10 protein-coding genes are annotated in these 19,084 nt (G+C 67.7%); 6 read left to right on the top strand and 4 right to left on the bottom strand.

Features of this window, described 5'->3' with window-relative positions; all coding sequences use genetic code 11:
• Positions 1-9: 9 nt before the first annotated feature.
• The 4 genes from ADK54_RS27755 to ADK54_RS27770 all read left to right on the top strand — a co-directional run bounded on the left by ADK54_RS27755 (position 10) and on the right by ADK54_RS27770 (position 3,805).
• Positions 10-990, top strand: coding sequence for a replication-relaxation family protein (locus ADK54_RS27755; RefSeq protein ID WP_053728468.1), 981 nt, complete (start codon positions 10-12; stop codon positions 988-990).
• 27 nt (positions 991-1,017) lie between these two features.
• On the top strand, positions 1,018-1,923 hold the full coding sequence (locus tag ADK54_RS27760) for an NlpC/P60 family protein (RefSeq protein WP_053728469.1): 906 nt from the start codon (positions 1,018-1,020) through the stop codon (positions 1,921-1,923).
• Positions 1,920-2,759 (top strand): hypothetical protein, encoded by an 840-nt coding sequence (locus ADK54_RS27765; RefSeq protein ID WP_053728470.1) that lies wholly within the window; start codon positions 1,920-1,922, stop codon positions 2,757-2,759. Before ADK54_RS27760 ends, ADK54_RS27765 begins: the two co-directional genes overlap by 4 nt.
• Positions 2,760-3,019: 260 nt before the next feature.
• Entirely contained in the window at positions 3,020-3,805 is a 786-nt protein-coding gene (locus ADK54_RS27770) for a helix-turn-helix domain-containing protein (protein ID WP_053728471.1), read from the top strand.
• A gap of 79 nt (positions 3,806-3,884) precedes the next feature.
• On the opposite strand, the gene ADK54_RS27775 is transcribed toward ADK54_RS27770, so the two are convergent.
• Entirely contained in the window at positions 3,885-4,235 is a 351-nt protein-coding gene (locus ADK54_RS27775; RefSeq protein WP_053728472.1) for an SH3 domain-containing protein, read from the bottom strand.
• 454 nt (positions 4,236-4,689) lie between these two features.
• Here ADK54_RS27775 and ADK54_RS27780 point away from each other — a divergent pair, with 454 nt between their 5' ends.
• Complete coding sequence (locus ADK54_RS27780; RefSeq protein ID WP_234392225.1) at positions 4,690-5,355, top strand: integrase core domain-containing protein; 666 nt, start codon at positions 4,690-4,692, stop codon at positions 5,353-5,355.
• Between the two features lie 193 nt (positions 5,356-5,548).
• On the opposite strand, the gene ADK54_RS46270 is transcribed toward ADK54_RS27780, so the two are convergent.
• Entirely contained in the window at positions 5,549-6,139 is a 591-nt protein-coding gene (locus ADK54_RS46270) for a hypothetical protein (RefSeq protein ID WP_159047914.1), read from the bottom strand.
• On the bottom strand, positions 6,136-12,954 hold the full coding sequence (locus ADK54_RS48355) for an RHS repeat-associated core domain-containing protein (protein WP_159047915.1): 6,819 nt from the start codon (positions 12,952-12,954) through the stop codon (positions 6,136-6,138). The genes ADK54_RS46270 and ADK54_RS48355 overlap by 4 nt, the downstream gene beginning before the upstream one ends.
• 695 nt (positions 12,955-13,649) lie before the next feature.
• Here ADK54_RS48355 and ADK54_RS27790 point away from each other — a divergent pair.
• Entirely contained in the window at positions 13,650-17,504 is a 3,855-nt protein-coding gene (locus tag ADK54_RS27790; protein ID WP_053728474.1) for an FG-GAP-like repeat-containing protein, read from the top strand.
• 274 nt (positions 17,505-17,778) lie between these two features.
• Here ADK54_RS27790 and ADK54_RS27795 read toward each other — a convergent pair.
• Positions 17,779-18,941, bottom strand: a protein-coding gene (locus ADK54_RS27795; RefSeq protein WP_107090631.1) for an IS3 family transposase whose coding sequence is annotated in 2 segments (ribosomal slippage) — positions 17,779-18,654 and positions 18,657-18,941 — 1,161 coding nt in all. Because the reading frame shifts where the segments join, the coding sequence is not laid out codon by codon here.
• Between the last annotated feature and the right edge of the window lie 143 nt (positions 18,942-19,084).

Consider the following 19,084-nt stretch of genomic DNA (forward strand, 5'->3'; position numbering starts at 1 on the left):
GAGAAGGCCATGCCCACGCCCAGCCCGAACCCCGGCTACGTCCCCCGCGCCGCGTCCCGCCGACGCCGCCCCGCCCAACCCGCCCGGACCCGCACCGACCTGGCTCATCTCGCCACCCGCCTCACCAGCCGCGATGTGTGGCTCATCGAGATGCTCCACGAGCACAAGGTCCTCACCTCCCACCACATCACCGCCCTCGCCTTCACCGGGCACCGCACCGCCAACCGCCGCCTTCGCGAGCTGTACTTCCTCGGCGTCCTCGACTCCTTCCGCCCCCTGCGCCAGACCGGCTCCGCCCCCGAGCACTACACTCTCGGCCGCGCAGGGGCCGAACTCCTCGCCGCCCGCGCCGGCACCGACCTCCCGGCCACCGGCTGGCGCAAAGACACCTGCGCCCGCATCGCCTTCTCCCCCACCCTGGAACACACCCTCGGCGTCAACACCCTCCTCGTCCACTTCGCCGCCGCCGGACAACTGCCGGTGTGGCTGTCCGAACGCTCCGCCACCCGACTGTGGGGCGACTGGATCCACCCCGACGCCTACGCCCACCAAACAACCGCCACCGGCCAACTCCTGCCGTTCTTCCTGGAGTACGACACCGGCTCCTACAACCTCGCCCGCCTCGAAGCCAAACTCCCCGGCTACGCGGCGCTGGCCTCCACCATCGCCACCCGCACCCCACTGCTCATCCACACCGCCACCGCAGCCCGCGAAGCAGCCCTGCGCCGCCGCCTCACCGACACCGCCGACCGCCTCGACCTGCCCGTCGCCACCGGCAACGCCCAGCTCGCCGAACCGACCGGCGCAGCCTGGCTGCCCCTGGGACCCGCCCCCGGCACGAGGCTCATGCCCGCCGAACTCGCCACCCACTGGCACGACCTCGTCCCCGCACTCACCGCGGAAACAGCGATGCCGCAGCTGGGCCGGCACACCACCCTGCCGTGGCACCCCGTCCCACCCCAGCCCCCAACGGCGGGTATCGGAGCGTGAGCGCGCTCGCCAAGACCGCGGGCGGGGGTGGGCTGCACCGTCCTCGTCCTTCCCCTACTCGCCGCCCTCACCATCGCCGCGCTACTCAACCCACTCGCCCCCGGCGGCGGTGCGGCCGCCGCGCCCAGCAGCCGCGCGCTCGCCGACATCCCGCCGGCGATGCTGGCCCTGTACCGGCGGGCCGCCCCCGAATGCCCGGGCCTGTCCTGGACCATCCTGGCCGCCATCGGGAAGGTGGAGACCGACCACGCACGCCAGCCCACCATGATCTCCACGGCAGGTGCCGTCGGACCGATGCAGTTTCTCCCGGCCACCTTCGCGGCATACGCCTACCCAGTGCCTCCCGGCGGGAAGAACCCGCCCACCCCCTGGGACCCGGTCGACGCCGTCTACGCCGCCGCCCGCATGCTGTGCGCCAACGGGGCACGCGGCGGCACCGACCTGCACCGCGCCGTGTTCGCCTACAACCACTCCGAGCAGTACGTCGCCGAAGTCCTGCGCATCGCCAGCCAGTACGCCGTCGCCGCTCCCGCTCCGACCGGGGCCGCAGCCACCGCGGTGGCCTTTGCACGCCGCCAGCTCGGCACCCCGTACGTGTGGGGCGGCAACGGACCGGCCGACGGCGGCTTCGACTGCTCCGGACTGACCCAAGCCGCCTACCACGCCGCCGGCATCACCATCCCCCGCGTGGCACAAGCCCAGTACAACGTCGGGCCCCGCATCCCCGCCAACTCCCCACTCGCGCCAGGGGACTTGCTGTTCTTCGGCACCGACCCCGGCAGCATCACTCACGTCGGGATCTACAGCGGCCCCGGCCTCATGATCGACGCACCCCACCCCGGGGCGGTCGTGCGCGAACGCCCCATCGACGTCAGCCGCCGGGGTGACTTCCAGGGCGCCACCCGCCCCACTCTCCGGGGAGGTGCCGGGTGACCGACCCGACCCCGGCCGAGGCACGGTCCCTGCTGACCGCGCTGACCCGGGCGCTGGCCGCAGTCGGTGTGCTCGCGCTCGTCTTCACCGCCGTGAACGTCACCCTGTTCGCCACCAGCCGCGGCGTCGCCCCCACCATCGCCGTCCTGCTCGACCCGATGGTCGCCCTCGCACTCGCCGCGATCCTCTACGCGGACGCCCGCCTCGCCGCCTGGGGCATCCGCCCACCGCGCTGGTCGGCAGCCTTGCGCTGGTTCACCGCCATCACCGCCACCCTGATGAACACCTGGGACTCGATCTGGCCCGACACCCAGATCCGCGCACCGATCCACCCAGATCCAGCCGGCATCCTCCTCCACGGCGTCCCGACCATCCTGCTGATCCTGCTCACCGAAACCACCGCCGCCTACCGGCGCACCATCACCCCCCTCCTCAACCCGATCGGCACTGCCGATCCCACGACCGATCCCAGACCGCCCGAAGAACCAACAGACAGATCCAACCGAACCAGCGAATCGGCAGCACCGTCTGACGGGTTGAAGTCGCTGCCGACCCATCAGCACGAAGGCATGGCCGGTACACGGCCCCACGTCGCCGACGGCCCGCCCTCCATGGCTCCACAGGCACCCACGGACCCCGGCAGCACGGCGGGCGCGACAGACGCCGCCCTGTGGGCACACGCCCAGGCGATCGACGACGCGGTACGCGCCGTGACCGGACGGCCGGCCAGCGTATGGCGACTACGCACCGAGCTGCGCCTCGGCCCCGACCGGGCCCAGCAGATCCACGCCCAGCTCCTCCAACGCCGCCCCCACGGCGCGCCACCACCCTCGTGACCAGGCCGATCGGCACCCGATCGGTGCTCTTCACCATCGACCCGAACAGCATCATGAGCGGCTTGACTTCAGCGGCGAGCGGAGCGTCCATGGTGGTCCGCCCCGAAGCGCTCGGGTTCACGAATCCCGAAGCCCGACGGGCGAACCGGCGGGACAGCTCCGCGCTGCGCACGCGGCCCGCCGAACCCGCAACCGCCCAGCGGTCGCACCCCGGCCGGGGACCTCACCCAACCATCACCATCGCGGAACGAGGCCCCACTATGTCCAACGACTCCGACACCACCAACACACGGACGCTGCACGCCGCCCCCGAACCCGAACCGCTCACCGGCCTCACCGGCGCCCCCGCCGCCATCTACACCGAACTCGTAGGGCTGACCGAACCTGCCACCGCCGCCGAACTCGCCCTCGCCGCAGGCCTCGGCCGCTCCACCACCAGCAAAGCCCTGACCACCCTCGAACAGCACGGCCTGGCCCTGCGTGAACCCGGCGGACACGACGGCCCCCGCCGCACCCCCGACCGCTGGCGCCTCGTCCAGACCAGCCCCACCCCCGACACCGACGCCAAGGACACCGTGAATGCGGAGCCCACGAGCGACGGACCGGACACCGCCCAGCCCCCGGCACAGGACACTACGGGCACCGCCCCGGAGTCGGCCCCTGAGACTGCTGCCCCTACGACCGACACACCCGCCCCCGACACCGCTGCCGCCCCGGCACCCAGCATGAGCGACACCGCCGAAGGAGCCCCGGAGAGTGACACATCGGCGGATGGGGCGGTCGTGCCCCCGACACAACAGCCCACCCCCGCCCCGGGACAGAAAGTGCGGCTCGCACCGGGCGGGCTGCGTCAGATGGTCGTCGCCCACCTGACGGCCCACCCGGACGAGGCCTTCACAGCGACCCGCATCAGCCGGGTGCTCGAGAAAAGCTCGGGCGCCATCGCCAACTGCCTGGCCACCCTGGTCAAGCAGCAGATCGCCCAGCAGGTAAGTGACACACCACGCACCTACCAGCTGGCCAACCCGGCAACCGACGGCAAGTAGCCTCCGCACGACGGCAGTCGGGCCCCCTGAAAAGGCAGCCCGGCTGCCACTCCTGCCGTCGCACGGTCGTGCAGCGTGGTCACGGGCCGGTTTTAGTCAATTCCTCTTTACCCCAGGCCACCAGCGAGGAGTGCACATATCCCGTAACACCGGTGCGCTTCATCGTGACCCTCACCCACACGCCGTCGCCGTTTGCCCAGCCGTGCGCTACACACGTATCCCCCTGCTCCGCGGTCCCCAGAGCTGTCGCCTGTCGGCGGGGCTCGGCACGGACCGTCGCCGACGAGCCCGTGATCCGGCAGAAATCCGCGCTGACCACAGACGCGGTGGCGGCACGCTGCGGGGCAGCGGCCACCGCGGAAGCGGACATCGCCATCAGCGGAACGGCAAGCATGCCCGGCGCGAGCAGCAAAACGTGGTGGCGGGTCAACCGGCGCTCCTTGCAAAGACGTTCAGCCCGGCAAGGGCTGGGAAGGCCGCCAGTCTCTCCCTCTGACCCCCTCCGTGATCTCCTTCCAGCCGGTTTCCACCGCTTCGGGTCATCCTGCCCCTTCAGCAGTGTCCATCCCGCACCACGAGTTTGTCCGGCATGCGTCAGCCCAACGGGATCGTCGGCTGCCGGCGGCCGCGACGCCTGGTGAGACGCCCCTGTCTCGGATGATCACCGAGGTGCCCTTACCGCCTTTGTCCCTGCAGACGAGGACGGATACGGCACTGTCCGGGCTTCCCGCAAGGCCGGACAGTGGGACTACAGCTGGCGGCGCCGACCCGGACGCCCGCCCACGGCCGCCGCAGTCAAAGCCCTGGTCCTGCGTCTGGCAGCCGAGAACCCGGGATGGGGCCATCGGCGCATCCACGGCGAACTCACCCACCTCGGCCACAAGATGGCCGCCTCCACCGTGTGGAACATCCTGAACCAGGCCGGCATCGACCCCGCCCCACGTCGTACCGGACCGACCTGGAGGCAGTTCCTCGCAGCCCAGGCCAAGCACATCGTCGCCGTCGACTTCCTGCACGTCGACACCATCAACCTCAAACGCATCTACGCCCTGGTCATGCTCGAACACAGCAGCCGCCGTGCGCACCTGCTCGGCGTCACCGCCAACCCCACCGGCCCATGGACCACCCAGGCCGCCCGCAACTTCCTCATGGACACCGGCATGAACAGCGCAGGCACCAAGTTCCTGATCCGTGACCGCGGCGGCCAGCTCACCGACGCCTTCGACGCCGTCTTCGCCGACGTCGGTCTGCGCGTCCTCAAAAGCCCACCCCAGGTCCCGAAGGCGAACGCACACTGCGAAAGGTTCATCGGTACCCTGCGCCGCGAGCTCCTCGACCGGACACTCATCCTCAACGAACGGCACCTGCGCCGAACCCTCACCAGGTACCTGGAGCACTACAACGGGCACCGGCCCCACCGCGCACTGAGCCAGCTCTGTCCATCGCAAGCTGAAGCCGGACCCCCGCGCCCCATCGACCTCGCCGAGCACCGCATCCACCGCACAGCGGTCCTCGGCGGACTCATTAACGAGTACCAGATCGCCAGTTGACACTGCTACGAACCCGCAGATCAGCGGCCGAATCCCATATTTGAGCCCCACAGGATGCGGCCCCGACGACGGCGACGATCCGCCGTATTATGCAGCCCCTGCCCGCTGACGTTTCCGTCAACTACTGCCGTCAAGACCGCCAGAAGCCCCACCAGATCTGTAATCAGGCGGGGCTTCTGGCGCTAAATCGAAGCTAGCTCGTTCGATCGATCAAGGCGTCGATATGGCATATGAGTTCGAGCCATTCCTTCGCCATGGTTGCGAGTTGTGGATCTTTGATCCGCGGCACGGCCCATTCCAATTCCAGCCTGACCGACCTCATCGCCAACCATGCGTCTCGATCTAGCCCGAGGTCGGTCTCTCGCAGGTGCCCTTCAATACGCATTCGCTCGGCAAGTTTGGATGCCTCGGATCGCTCCAGTGGAAGGCATGCCAGAACGCGCCGCCCGAAGTTGTCCGGACTGAGTTTCGGATTTTCAATGGTCCATCCAAACCGATCAGCCGTCATTACATAGACGCCTAGCCAGTTGACCCCCATGAACGCCGGAATTCGCCCGGATTCAATAGCGGCGATCACGAACTCGACGGCGCGGTCGAAATCTACCTGCGGGTGATTATCGGGATCAGCCAGCGCATATATTGCGTCCGTCTTTAGCAAATCATTGACTGCACCCCAGGCCTGAAGATGTGTGTCTGCGGGCATGTTCGCGGCTATCCACACGCGATAGTCCGCCGGGCTATCGGCACGTAGCCGCTCATACAGGTCTAGCGGATCGGTCATCACGGCCTCGGTTCTCCTCCGAGATTAAACGTTACGCTATCCGGAACATGAACGCCCGCATTTCTGAATGCACCCACGCCATTCTGCAATGCCTGAGCCGCCTGATCCTCAAAAGGAAGGTAGTGACCTGTCCTGTTATCGAGGTGTATTACCTGCCCATTCAAGACACGGACGCCTCCAGCACCCACAACATCAGCCCCTCCTGTGAGCACGGTATGATTGAAGCCTCCGTCAATGATCCTGAGCTTACCAGCCGTATCGACCGACCAAATGTAATTCCCGCTCCCGGCCATGGCTGCGCCGAACTGAGAAGAGCCAGCTTCCATCGGGGCGGCACCGACCAGTTTCATCAAACCCATCTCGCCCTCAAGTCGATCCGGATAGCGGTTAGAAGATACTGGACCGCAATTGTGGACGAGGACCGGTGTCGAGCCGGCCAGCACATAGTACGTGTGGGTGTGGTCGACGGTGAGGTTGTACGTGGTAACGGCACGGTGGTAGTTGCGTACGTTGACGACTGTGGTGAGGGTGCCGTCGGGCTGGCGGAGTTGTTCGCCCGGTTTCAGGTCGGCTGCGTCGACCCATTGCTTGCGGGTGGCGTCCCAGTACGGGTGGTGCTGGGTGGAGGTGATCGTCTGGTCGCCGGTGGTGGTGTGGACCTTGGTGTCGGTGAAGTCCTTGTCGGTCAGGGTGACTTCGACGTGGGTGACTTTCTCCGGCTTGGTGGTGTTGGTCAGCGGGTCCGTGGCCTGGACGGTGTCGCCGACCTTGACCTGGCCGATCGGGATGGCCGCACCACTGGCGAGGAGCACCGTCGTCGGGGCGGGGAAGCTGTCACATGTGGACGATGCGGGTTCCTGCTTGCCAGCGGCCGCGCCTCCCTCGCTCTTGGCGGCTGCCGCGGCGGCCTCGCCTTCGCCTCCTGCCTTGCCGGCGCCGCCCTTTGCCGCCTTGGCCACCTTGGCGGCGCCGGCTACGACTGCTGCTCCGACGCCCAGCACAGATAGTGCTTCGGCGCCTGCCCCGACGGCGGCTCCTGTGACCGCTGCGGTCACACCGAATTCCGCACCTGCGGTGAATCCCTCAGCCGCAGCCATCAGTACGCCGGCGCAGGCTCCTGCTGTTGCGGCGACGCATCCGACGACGACGGAGACGACGACCACGGTGACCGCGATCTCCACGACGTGGTCGGCGGCCCAGTCGACGGCCTTCTGCCACCAGTGGTGGTGCTTCTTCGGCTTCGGCTTGCTGACGTATGTCGGCTTCGGCTTCGGCTTGTCGTCAGTGGTGGCCCGGTTGCCGTCGGTGTTGGCCGTGCCGTCGGTGTTCCAGTCGTCGGGGTAGCAGGCCGCGCCGCCCTCGCCGCACATCTGCATCAGACCGGTCGGGTCGCTGCTGGTGACGGGAGTGTTGTTCGAGTAGGCGTAGCCGTTGATGGACTGGGGGTTGGTCGGGTCGAGGATCGGGTCGACCGAGAGGAAGCGGCCCAGGTTGGGGTCGTATTCGCGGGCGCCGAGGTTGGTGAGGCCGGTGTCGGTGTCTGTGGTGCCGCCGACGAAGCCCTTGTCTCCCGGCCAACTGGTTGGCGCTGGTGCGCCGTTGCGGTTCTGGCCGAAGGGGGTCATCGGGCGTCGCTGGACGGACAGGGTGGCCGAGTCGATGGCGACGTTGTCGGTGCCATGTGGGTCGGAGGCCAGGTAGGTCAGGTGGCCATCGGTACTGCGGGCGACGGTCAGGCCGCCGGGTGCGGCGTAGTAGCGGGTGGCGCTGGTGGTGTTGGCCGCCTTGTCGAGGACTACCTCGGTGCCTGGCAGGTACAGCGTCGCCGTGGTCGGGTCGTGGCGCAGGAGCTGGTTGCCGTCGGCGTCGTAGACGAAGTCGGTGCCCTTGTCCTGCTGGGTTTTGGTGATGGTGTCGAGCTTGCCCTCGTCGGTCCAGGTGAAGTTCTGGGTTCCGGCGCCGGTGGTGTGGGCGGTGGTGTTGCCCGAGGCGTCGTAGGCGAAGGTGTCCGTGCTCGTTCCGGCTGCCTTGCTGGCGGTGGTCATGGACTGGACGGCGTGTGGGTGCGGCTGTCCGGCGACGGGGTAGGTCTCGTTGTGGGTGGTGTCCTTGTCGGTGTTGCCCGTTACGTCGTGGTCGACCTCGCTGGTGCGGTTGCCGGTCAGGTCGTAGCCGTAGGACTGCCAGTACGGGTTCGGGCCGCCGAGGTTCGCGGCACTGGGCTTGGTGTTGGTGCAGCCTCCGATGCCGGCGGCCTTCGGGGCCGGTTCGGTGGTGGTTCCCCCCTTGTCGGTCCAGGCCTCGGTGAGACGGTTCAGGTAGTCGTAGGTGAAGCACTGGGTGTCGGTCTGGCCCGTGTCCTGGACGTCGGACACCGATGTGACGGCTCCGGACGGGGTGTAGGTGTAGTTGGTGACGTCGACCGAGGAGGTGGTGTTGGTCTCCTTGTCCAGGGTCGACTTCAGGACTCGGCCGGTGGCGGCCTCGTAACTGTTGGTCTGCACGACCTGGTTGGGGACGTCGCCGACGGTGGACCGCTGGACCTGGCCGAGCGGGGTGTAGGTCATGCCGCTGAGGTAGTCGGCGTCACCACCGGCCAGGAGGAGCTGTCCGGCGATGTTGTACGAGTAGTACACGGTCTCGGCGTTCAGGCCGCCCGCGGCGGGCATCGTCGTGTTGTCAAGCAGTCCGACGTTCGGGGTGTAGGCCATGCCGGTGTTGTAGGTGCCCGCCAGCTTCCCTTCCGAGGAGGGGATGGCGACCGACGATCCGGTGGGGCGATAGCCGGTGTCGTAACCGGTGACCGACGTCGTGTAGGCGTTGCCGTTGACGAATCGGGTCGACGAGGTGGGGTAGCCCTTGGCGAGCGTGTCGTAGGTCCACGAGGCGAGCTGGGTACCCGTAGTCGAGCCGGAGTACTCGGCGGTCTTCCGGCCGAGGGCGTCGTACGTGTAGGCCAGGGTCTTGTTGCGGGCGTCCGTGGTCGAGGCGACCTGGTCGAGGTCGTTGTAGGTGTAGGTGGTGGTGCCGGTGTCCGGGTCCGTGGACGAGGCCTTGCGGCCGCGCAAGTCGTAGCTGGTGCTCCACTTGTTGCCGGAGCTGTCGGTCACCAGGTCCGGCTGGCCTGCCGCGTTGTAGTGGTACTGGGTGGTGTCGACGTCGCCGGTGGGCGTGGCACCGTGGTACTGGAGGAGCGCGGTGGTGCGGCCGCGGGCGTCGGTGACCTTGCTGGTCGCGGACGCGCCGGGCGGCGGGGTCACGTCGACCCGGTCGGCTCCGGGGTAGGCGGTGGTGCTGCGCCACTGCTCGACGGCGAAGCTGGAGAGCGCCTGGGCGACGGGGCGGCCCATGCCGTCGAAGTAGGTGCCGGTCTGTGAAGGCACCTGGTCGTCGTTGACGACGTAGAGGGTGGCGGAGGGGTCGGCCGTGTTGTAGTACTCGGCGTTGGTCTTCACCGTCCAGCCGTGGCTGTCGTAATAGGTGTCCGAGATCAGGCGCCCCGAGCCGCCGTCACCGCTGCTCTGCTGCTCCTGGCGCAGCCGGAGCAGTCCGTCGTACAGCTTGTGGTCGATGCCGTAGGACTCGTCCTCGCGCAGCGTCTGGGTCGTCACCACGCTGGGCGTGGTGTTGTTGAGTGCGTAGGTGAACTTGTTGTTGGGTGACTTGGTCGCCTTGGGCCGGCCTGGCAGCCAGACGGCGGAGATCCGGCCGAGCGGGTCGTAGGTGACGTCGGTGATGCGTCCGTTGGCGTCCGTGGTGGTGAGGGGGGCCGCGCGCAGCGGGTCGTAGGTCGTGGTGCTCTTCCAGCCGGTGGTGGCGGGGGCGACGGCCGGCTGGGTGCTGGTGACCGAGGTCGGCAGCGCCCCGGTGGCCGGAGTGTAGGCGGTGGAGGTCGTGGCACCGCTCGCGTTGGTCACGCTGGTGGCACGGCCGTAGTCGTCGTACGTCGTGGTGCCGATGGTCTTGAGCTGTGCGGTGCCCGAGGTGTCGAAGTGGTCGAGCGCCTGGGTCTGCGATATGTCACCGGTGGCGCCGAGGGTGCCGAAGGGCTTGCTGTCGTAGATGTTGCGGTTGTCCGCGAGGGTGTTGGACGCGTCCGGGGTGGCGGCGCACCCTCCGGCGATTTTGATGGCTTCGGCGGGGAAGGCCAGCATGTTCGCCGCGGTGTTCTGGGCGTAGCTGGTCTTGGTGCAGGTCTCGGGGGTAGCGGCGGTGCCGTCGCCCTTGTCGTCGACGGTGGCGACGAGCCCGTCGGAGGTGTAGGTGGTGTCGGTTTCGGTGGTGCGCCAGGAGCCGTCCGCGAGCAGCGCGCGCTGGTGCACGGCGGCGATGCCGCCCTGGCGGGCTGTCAGGTCGGGCAGTCCGGTCCGCTTGTGCGTGGCGGTGATCCGGCCGGCCCATGGGTCGTTGAGGGCGGCCGATTTCAGCGTGCCGCCGATGGTGTCGTACGTACGGCTTTCGCGGGAGAACCCTGCGAGCTGGTCGTCGTCGGCGATCGTCCCGCCGCCCGAGTCGGTCACGGTCACGGACCGCTTGGAGCCGTCGGCCTTCACGTCGCCGTTCATGCCACGCAGGTAGAGCGTGGAGGACTGGGTCAGTGTCTGCGGGGCGGCGCCTGTGTGGGTGATGACTTCGCCGTACCCGCGGAACTGGCCCCAGGTGCGGTTCTTGGGGTCGGCGAGTTCTTCGTCGTCGTGGTGCCAGGCGGCGCCGCCGAGGTACTCGTACGACGTGGACTTCGTGGCCGCGCCGATGCCGGTCTTGTCGACCTCGGTGACCTGCTGGACGAGGTACTTGTGGAACCAGTCCAGGACCGGGTCGCTCGCTCCTTGTGGCGTCCAGTAGACCGGGTAGCAGGACATGGTGTTGCTGTCGGGCGCGGCGGGCATGTGGGTGCCTTTGACGCACTCCGGGTCCTTGTAGACGACGTTGATCTGGCCGCCGGACTCGGTGTTGATGGCGTTGATCCGCAACCGGAAGATCGGTGGGATGTTGTCGACCGCGCCGACCCGGTTGGCCATCCGCTGGCCGAGGAAGGTGACCGTGGGGGTGGCCGCGGTGCCGCCGTCGTTACCGGTGCGGGTCAGCGAGGCCAGCCACAGGGAGGGCTTGTTGGTGTCGCCGGAGGCCGGGAACTGATGGGTGAGGGTGTAGGTGTCTGCGGTGGAGTAGGCGGTGCCGACCAGGACCTGGGTGGTGATGGTGGTGAGCCGCTTGGTGCTCCAGAACGACGGGGCGTGGTTCGAGCAGGTGCCGGTGGAGGGGCAGTTCTGGTCGAACGGAACGTCCGGCCAGTGGGCCGCGTTCGCCGCGGTCAGCAGGTTCGGAGCGCAGGTGAAGGACGCGTCCGGGATGCAGCGCTCTGCCGTTGTGAAGAGGACCTGGGCGGCAGCCTTCTTGCCCGCCAGGACGTCGGGCAGTCGCTGACCATAGGTGATGGTGGTCAGGTAGCCGCCGCGGATGTACGGGGTGAGGGTGTTGGCCGTGCCCCGGGCGTAGTAGTTGGACTCGGTGTTGTATGCGTAGGTGGTGACGTTCTGGTTGGCGTCCACGACGAAGTCGAGGGCCCAGCGCCAGGCCTGCTGGCACCAGGAGGTGTCGAACGTCGTCCCGTGGCAGGGCTCACCGGCGTCGTTGCCGAACACGGGGGCGGTCCAGGTGGAGTTGGTCGCCGGCGTGGTGGTGCTGCCGGGGGCGTGGTTGAGACCGAAGTAGTACTGGACTCCGTTGGTCGTGGTGATCCGCCAGTACTCGCCGTTCTGGGCCCCGTTCGCGGCCCCCGTGAGGTGCTCGACCCGCGAACCGTCGTCGCTGCTCTCCCGCCAGGTGCCGGTGGCGTCGTCCTTGACCAGCTTCACGGAGCGGCCGCCCAGCGACATGGTCATGCTCTCGCCCGACCAGCAGTTGTCACCCACCGTGTTGGGCTGGCCGTCCTTCGAACACGGCTTGTAGGAACGCTCGATGAACCCGGGGTCGTAGTCCCAGCCGTCACCGACCCACGACGCCTGGTTGTTGGTGGCCGAGGTCCGGCCGTCCAGGCTCGCCGAGTCGTACGAAAGCGCCACGGCAGGCGCGGAGCCGCCCAGCGGGGCCGGCACGCTGATCGGATAGGTCCAGGTGAAGTCACCCGTTGAGGTGCCCGCGCTCCAACTGCCCGATGGCGCAAGGGTGGTGGCACTGTAGGTGCCTCCGGCTCCGCCCGGAGCCGGGGCGGCGGCGAGGACCATGGGCTGCGCGCCGGCCGAGAAAGCCTGGGGCGAGGCGGCACCGTTCAGGCGGGCCGTGGGCGGCGAGGCCGGGCCGGGAGGCGTCCCCGAGGTGGGCAGAGCGACATCGGCGACCAGCCGGTGATGGGCGTAGTCGTTGTGGAAGGGCACGGGTTTGGCGGTGCGGCACTGCGCTGCCTGCGGCGTGGTCAGGGCGCAGGGCGGGAGCTGGACCAGCTGAAGCCGGGAGGCGTAGTCGCCGCCGTAGGCATTGGCGAACCCGGAGTACTCCAGCCCGACCGAGACCTTGCCGTCGCTCTGCGAGGTGGCGTTGTTGGTCAGGGAGACCAGGACGCCGTTGACACCGGCCCGCTGTGCCTCGTCGCGTCCCGCGACGTTGACCGCGACCTTGTCCGGCGTCTGAGCGCCCGTCGTAGCGGCCGAGCGCTTATTGGTCAGAGAGCCAGGGCGCCCCAGCCAGACAGGCGTACCGATGACGGGCGCGGGCCCGGGTTCGACAGAGGGGGCGGTCTTCGGCGCGAGCGATTGCGAGGAACCAAGGCTGCCTGCTGCAGGGTTCGCCAGCGTGCGGGTTGCCGCGGGCCACACCACGGGCGCCGGGACAGGCCCGCCCTGGCCCTGCCCGTGCAGCGTCGAGCGCGACGGAGGCGCCGCGGTTACACCGTCATGCCCGGAGACCGAGTGCTGCTTGTCCAGCGGCCGCGGTGACCACAGCTTCGGCAAATCATGTCCGCGCGCAAAGACCGGAGCCCCCGAGAGCATGGTCAACGTCAACGCCAGACAGGTCGCCAGAGCGACCGTATTCCGCCGCGCGCAGGCATGCCGAATCCAGCCAAAAATCAGCGAGAAAGTCCCGCTTCCACTCTTCACTAAAGCCCCACCCCTGGAAACAAAATAGACGGGAAAGCTACCAGCGGATTACCAATGGCTTGATCAAGAAGATTGAAAGCATCAGAAAACAATGAGGCATGGGAAGGTAATGAATCGAGCACAATCAGGCACACAGCGAGCCAGAACTCACAGAACAGACACTGTACCTACACAAGGTAGGCAACTAATTGCCCGAAGAAGCAAAGATTGCGCCGCTATGCCCGATAGCTGGCGATACTTCCAACGAGAAATCATCGATGCCGCCATCACGACAGCCTGGCCGACTCCCACCGAGAACCCTCGAACTTCATGCCGGATATGCTCCGCAAAGCTCGCCGGATCCGGCATAGAAATCGATAATTCAGCGGCACGTCAGGAGCAGCATGAGGACACAGAGCCGATATAGACGCAGAGGCATGGCCTCCGCTTTGAGCGTGGCCCTCGGCGCCACGCTCATCCCCCTCGCCATCGGTACGGGTGTGGCGGCGGCATACGGCACAACCGGTTCAACTTCCCTTCAGCCCGGTGGAGTTACACCGGCAGACGCACCGTCAACTCCGGGCCAGGCGGAAGCGATCTCGGCCTCGGCCAAGGCCAAGTCCACGGGTGCCGCCGTCCCGGTCAGTGCGGCAACCACGTCGACGAGCACCCTGACGGCCAATCCTGACGGAAGCTTCACCCAGACCCAGAACCTTCAGCCCGTACGCGTCAACAAGAGCGGCACCTGGGCACCGGTCGACGCCACTCTTCAGCACAACGCAGACGGGAGCATCGCCACTACCGCGACCCCCACTGCCTTGCTCTTCTCTCCCGGCGGCAGCGGCCCGCTCGCCACGATGACCGCTCCTGACGGCAAGGAACTCGCGCTCTCCTGGCCCGATCCGCTGCCCGCTCCCACCCTTTCTGGTTCCAGCGCGCTGTATCCCAACGTGCTTCCGGACGTCGACCTCCGTGTCACCGCGCAGGACCAGGGCGGCTTCACGCAGGTCCTGGTCGTCAAGACCCCAGATGCAGCGCGCAACCCCAAGCTCGCCACCGTGCACCTGAGCGCTGCCACAAACGGTCTCACGCTGACGAGCGACAGCACGGGCTCGCTCAACGCCAAGGACAGTTCGGGGACAAGCGTCTTCACCGCACCCACCCCGGTCATGTGGGACTCAAGCACGTCCGCCGTGGCACCGGCCAAGTCCCGGTCGCTGTTCATGCAGAGCCCCGCCTCGAACAGTCCCGCCGACGGGGCAGCCTCCGGCCCCTCAGCCGGAGCCAAGCAGGCCGGGTTGCGGGCGATGGTAGGCGAGGGCGGCATCACCCTGACACCGGATCAGAAGCTCCTGACTGCCGCCGACACTCACTTCCCCGTCTACATCGATCCGAACTGGATACCCCGCAACACGGGCAACTCGGCCTGGGGTGGCATCTGGGAGGCCCACCAGTCCGAGCCCTGGGACACCGCCAAGTGGGGAGACCCTGGCGTCGGCTATCAGGGCTGGCTGGCGGACACGGGTATCGAGCGCGTCTTCTACAAGTTCGACACCTCCTTCTACTCCGGCAAGACCATCGGCTCCGCCACGCTGAACATGCTGGAGACCTACTCGGCATCGATCGGCTGCGAGAAGTACGGCATCAACGTCTACCGCGCCGACTCCTTCAACTCCGGCATCTCGTGGAACACCGCACCGGCGACACACGAGCAGATCGGGAGCGCGTCCGTCACCGGTACCCGCAACAACGACTGCCCCGGCAACCAGCCGACCATCGCGGACATCACCACCGCCGTCGCCCATGCCGGCAGCAGCCTGTCGGTCGGCGTCTTCGCCGCCGACGAGAGCGACAAGAACGCGTTCAAGCGGTTCTCGACGAACCCGACCCTGACCGTCCAGTACAACTCCGTTCCCAACGTCCCAACTTCGGCCACCACCGTCCCGGCCGCCCAGTCACCGGCAACACCGGACTGCGGCGTGAACGCACCCTTCGGCTGGATCGGCTCGACCAACGTCGCCAGCGACGGCATCCATCTGCGGGCCACCATCTCGGACCCGGACAGCAACCAACAGGTGCGCGGCCAGTTCGCGCTATGGGACTACGTGAGCGGCGCCGGAATCATCTCCACCGGCGACGCGAACTCGAACACTCCCTGGGTCGGCAACAACACGACCGTCGACAAGGCCGTCGGCGCACTCGAGGACGGGCACACCTACAGCTGGAACGTACGCGCCGACGACGGCATCAACCACTCGGCCAACAATGCCGGCTGTCACTTCCAGATCGACAGAACCCCACCGAGCCAGCCCACCGTCACCTCGACCGACTACCCCGCCGCCGGTTCCACAACCGGCACCACCCACGTCATGGGCGACGGATTCCAGGGCCAGTTCACCTTCACCGCGACCGACGCCACCAGCGGCGTCGACCACTTCGAATACTCCTTCAACACCTCACTCCCCGTCGGCGGCGCCAGCACCGTCCCCGCCACCAACGGCTCAGCGAGCATCAAGCTCGCCCCCGGCCACTGGGGCACCAACTACCTTGACGTCAGCGCCGTCGACAAGGCCGGCAACCACTCGCAGTCGTACGAGTACGCCTTCTACGTCCCCGACAGCCTCACCGCCCACGCGGTCCTCGGCGACTTGACAGGTGATGGCGTGCCCGATACCGCCGTCGTCGACAAGGACGGTCAGATCCGCTTCTACGCCGTGGGGACCGACCCTGCCCTGGGCGTCCCGGTGGCCACCTCACAGGCCCCGACGGCCGACAAGAACTGGAAGGGCGCGATTCTCGCCCACCGGGGCGCCATGCATGGCGCGGCAAACGTGGACGACCTGTTCGTCCTCAAGTCCGGCAAGCTCTACATCTATCTCAACCCCGGGCCCGGCAACTTCATCAAGGCACAGGCAACGGCAGTGCCCCGGCCGTCGTGCGACGCCACGATCACCGACTGCTCCACCTACGCAACCGACTGGTCCCAGGCCAGCCAGATCATCGCCGCCGGCAACGTAGACGGCGACACCGCCCATCACAACGACCTGATCACTGTCGAGCGCGGAAAGCTCTGGCTCTTCCCCGGCAACGGCAGTGGACGCCTGCTCTCCCCCATCCTGCTCGGGACTGACGGCTGGGACGGACTGACCGTCGTGGCCCCTGGCGACGTCACGGGTGACGGCCTGCCAGACCTCTGGGCCCGCGACAAGACCACCGGCGCGATGTACCTCTACGCCAACCGGGCCGGCGACCCCAGGAGGCTCGGCGACACCAGCGCCCGCCAGCAGATCAGCAGCGGCCTCGTGCCCCTTTCCTACCCTGCACTCACCAGCGACGGCGACAGCGACGGCGACGGGATCCCCGACCTGCTCGCGGTCAGCTGGGACGGCCGCCTGACCGAATTTCCTGGGCAGAAGGACACCGGCGGCACGGTCACCCTCGGCACACCGACCGATCTCAGCCAGCGCGGCTGGACGACCATGGCACAGTCCATCGAGGGCTCGCCCTACCTTCCCTCCAGCCGGGGCGACTTCAACAGCGACGCCCGGCCCGACATCGCCGCCGAGTGGACCGACGGCACCCTCCACCTCTACACGGGTGACTCCGGCGGACGACTCGCATCCGGCCCCCAGATGTGGGACAAGTCGTGGGGCGGCATGAAGCTCATGGCCACCGGTGACTTCAACGGAGACGGCAACGCCGACGTGGTCGGTGAATGGCCCGACGGCACACTCCACCTCTATCTCGGCAACGGACAGGGCGGGCTGGACGGCTCGAACGTCACGCAACTGCCCGGAGGCACCACATGGGGCACTGTCAAGCAGCTGACCACCGGTGACTTCAACGGAGACGGCAAGACCGACCTGGTCGCCATCTGGGGCGACGGCACCCTCCACCTCTATGCGAACGACGGCGCAGGAGGTCTCAACTCCGACGTCTCCATGTGGCCCGACAACAGCTGGAGTGGAATGAAACTCCTGGCCGCAGGCGACTACAACGGCGACACCTACGCCGACATCCTCGCCGAATGGCCCGACGGAACGCTCCACCTCTACTTCGGCGACGGCCACGGCGGCCTGACCTCGGGCCCCCAGATGATCGGAGGCAACACATGGTCATCCGTCCAACACCTCATAGCCGGTGACTTCTCCGGCGACGGCAAAACCGATGTCGCCGCCATCTGGGGCGACGGAACCCTCCACCTCTACCCCGGCGACGGAGCGGGCCACTTGAGCGACCCCGTCACCATGTGGCCCGACAGCACCTGGGGAGGAATGAAACTCGTCAGCTAACAAACGCACCGTGGTGGCTTGACCCCGCCCGACGGCCGGGGCCAAGCCACCACACCACCCGAATGCCCCGCCCACACACGAGCAGCCCGCTCCACCCGCCCGACGTCGGTGCAGGTGGTCACGGGATCGACCAGCCGCGGACTCCGAACGCGCTTTCATACGCACCCAGCCCGTCCTCGGTGCCCTCAACACCGCACGGCGCCTGCTCACCCCGATCCCCCCGTCACCCACTGGCATCGCTGGGGTCTGCTGCAGGTTTGGTTGACGGGTTCGGTCACGCGGCCTGGAGGGCCGGTGTGGTCATGACGGTCTCGAATTCGACGGGGGTCAGGCGGCCGAGTGCGGCTTGTCTGCGGCGTCGGTGGTAGGTCCGCTCGATCCAGGTCACGATCGCGATCCGGAGTTCCTCGCGGGTGGTCCAGGTCCGGCGGTCGAGGACGTTCTTCTGCAGCAGGCTGAAGAAGGACTCCATGGCCGCGTTGTCGCCGGCCGCCCCGACTCTCCCTATCGAGCCGGCCATCCGGTGGTGGTCGAGTGCCCGGACGAATTTCCGGGACCGGAATTGCGATCCGCGGTCGCTGTGCAGGATGCATCCGTCGACCTGTTCGCGCCGGGCGACGGCGTTCTCCAGGGCGGTCACGGCCAGGCGGGACTTCATCCGCGCGTCGATGGAGTAGCCCACGATCCTGTTGCTGAAGACGTCCTTGACCGCGCAGACGTACAACTTCCCTTCGCCGGTGGCGTGTTCGGTGATGTCGGCGAGCCACAGCCGGTTCGGCCCGTTTGCGGTGAAGTCGCGGCGGACCAGGTCGTCGTGCACCGGCGGTCCGGCCTTCTTGACTCTCCCGCGCTTCTTGCCGAACACGCTCCACCAGCGGTTGTCCCGGCAGATCCGCCACGCGGTCCGGTCCGCCATCCGGGCCCCGGCACCACGGGCTTCATCGGCCAGGAAGCGGTAGCCGAATTCCGGGTCGTCGCGGTGGGCGTCGAAGAGCGCCTTCGCGCGGTATGCCTCCTCCAGCACGGTGTCGGTCACCGGCTTGTCGAGCCAGCGGTAGTAAGGCTGTCTGGCGAGCTTCAGGACCCGGCACGTGACCGTGACGGGCGTCCCGTCCGCGGCCAGCTCTTTCACGAGCGGGTAGATCCTTTTCCCGGCAGATGGGCCTGCGACAGATAGGCCGCTGCCCGGCGCAGGACCTCGTTCTCCTGCTCCAGCAGCTTGATCCGCCGCCGAGCCTCCCGCAGCTCCGCGCTGTCCTGACTGGTCACTCCGGGCTTGGTCCCGTCATCGATGTCCGCCCGGCGCATCCACTTCCACAACGTCATCGGATGGACCCCGAAGTCGGTGGCCACCTGCTCCACTGTCACACCCGGGCCGCGGTTCCTCGCAACCCGCACGACGTCCTGGCGGAACTCTTCGGGATAAGGCTTGGGCACAGCGACATCCTTCCCACCCGCCCCACAGGGCAAGCCAGTTCAGATGACCTGACCCACCTCTGAGGTTCCAGTTCTGGTGGCTAACTGACAGCCCTTCACGGAAGGCTGGCAGTCATGCCTCGTCCCTATCCTCCGGAGTTCCG

The sequence above is a fragment of the Streptomyces sp. WM6378 genome (assembly GCF_001279695.1).
Taxonomy (GTDB): domain Bacteria; phylum Actinomycetota; class Actinomycetes; order Streptomycetales; family Streptomycetaceae; genus Streptomyces.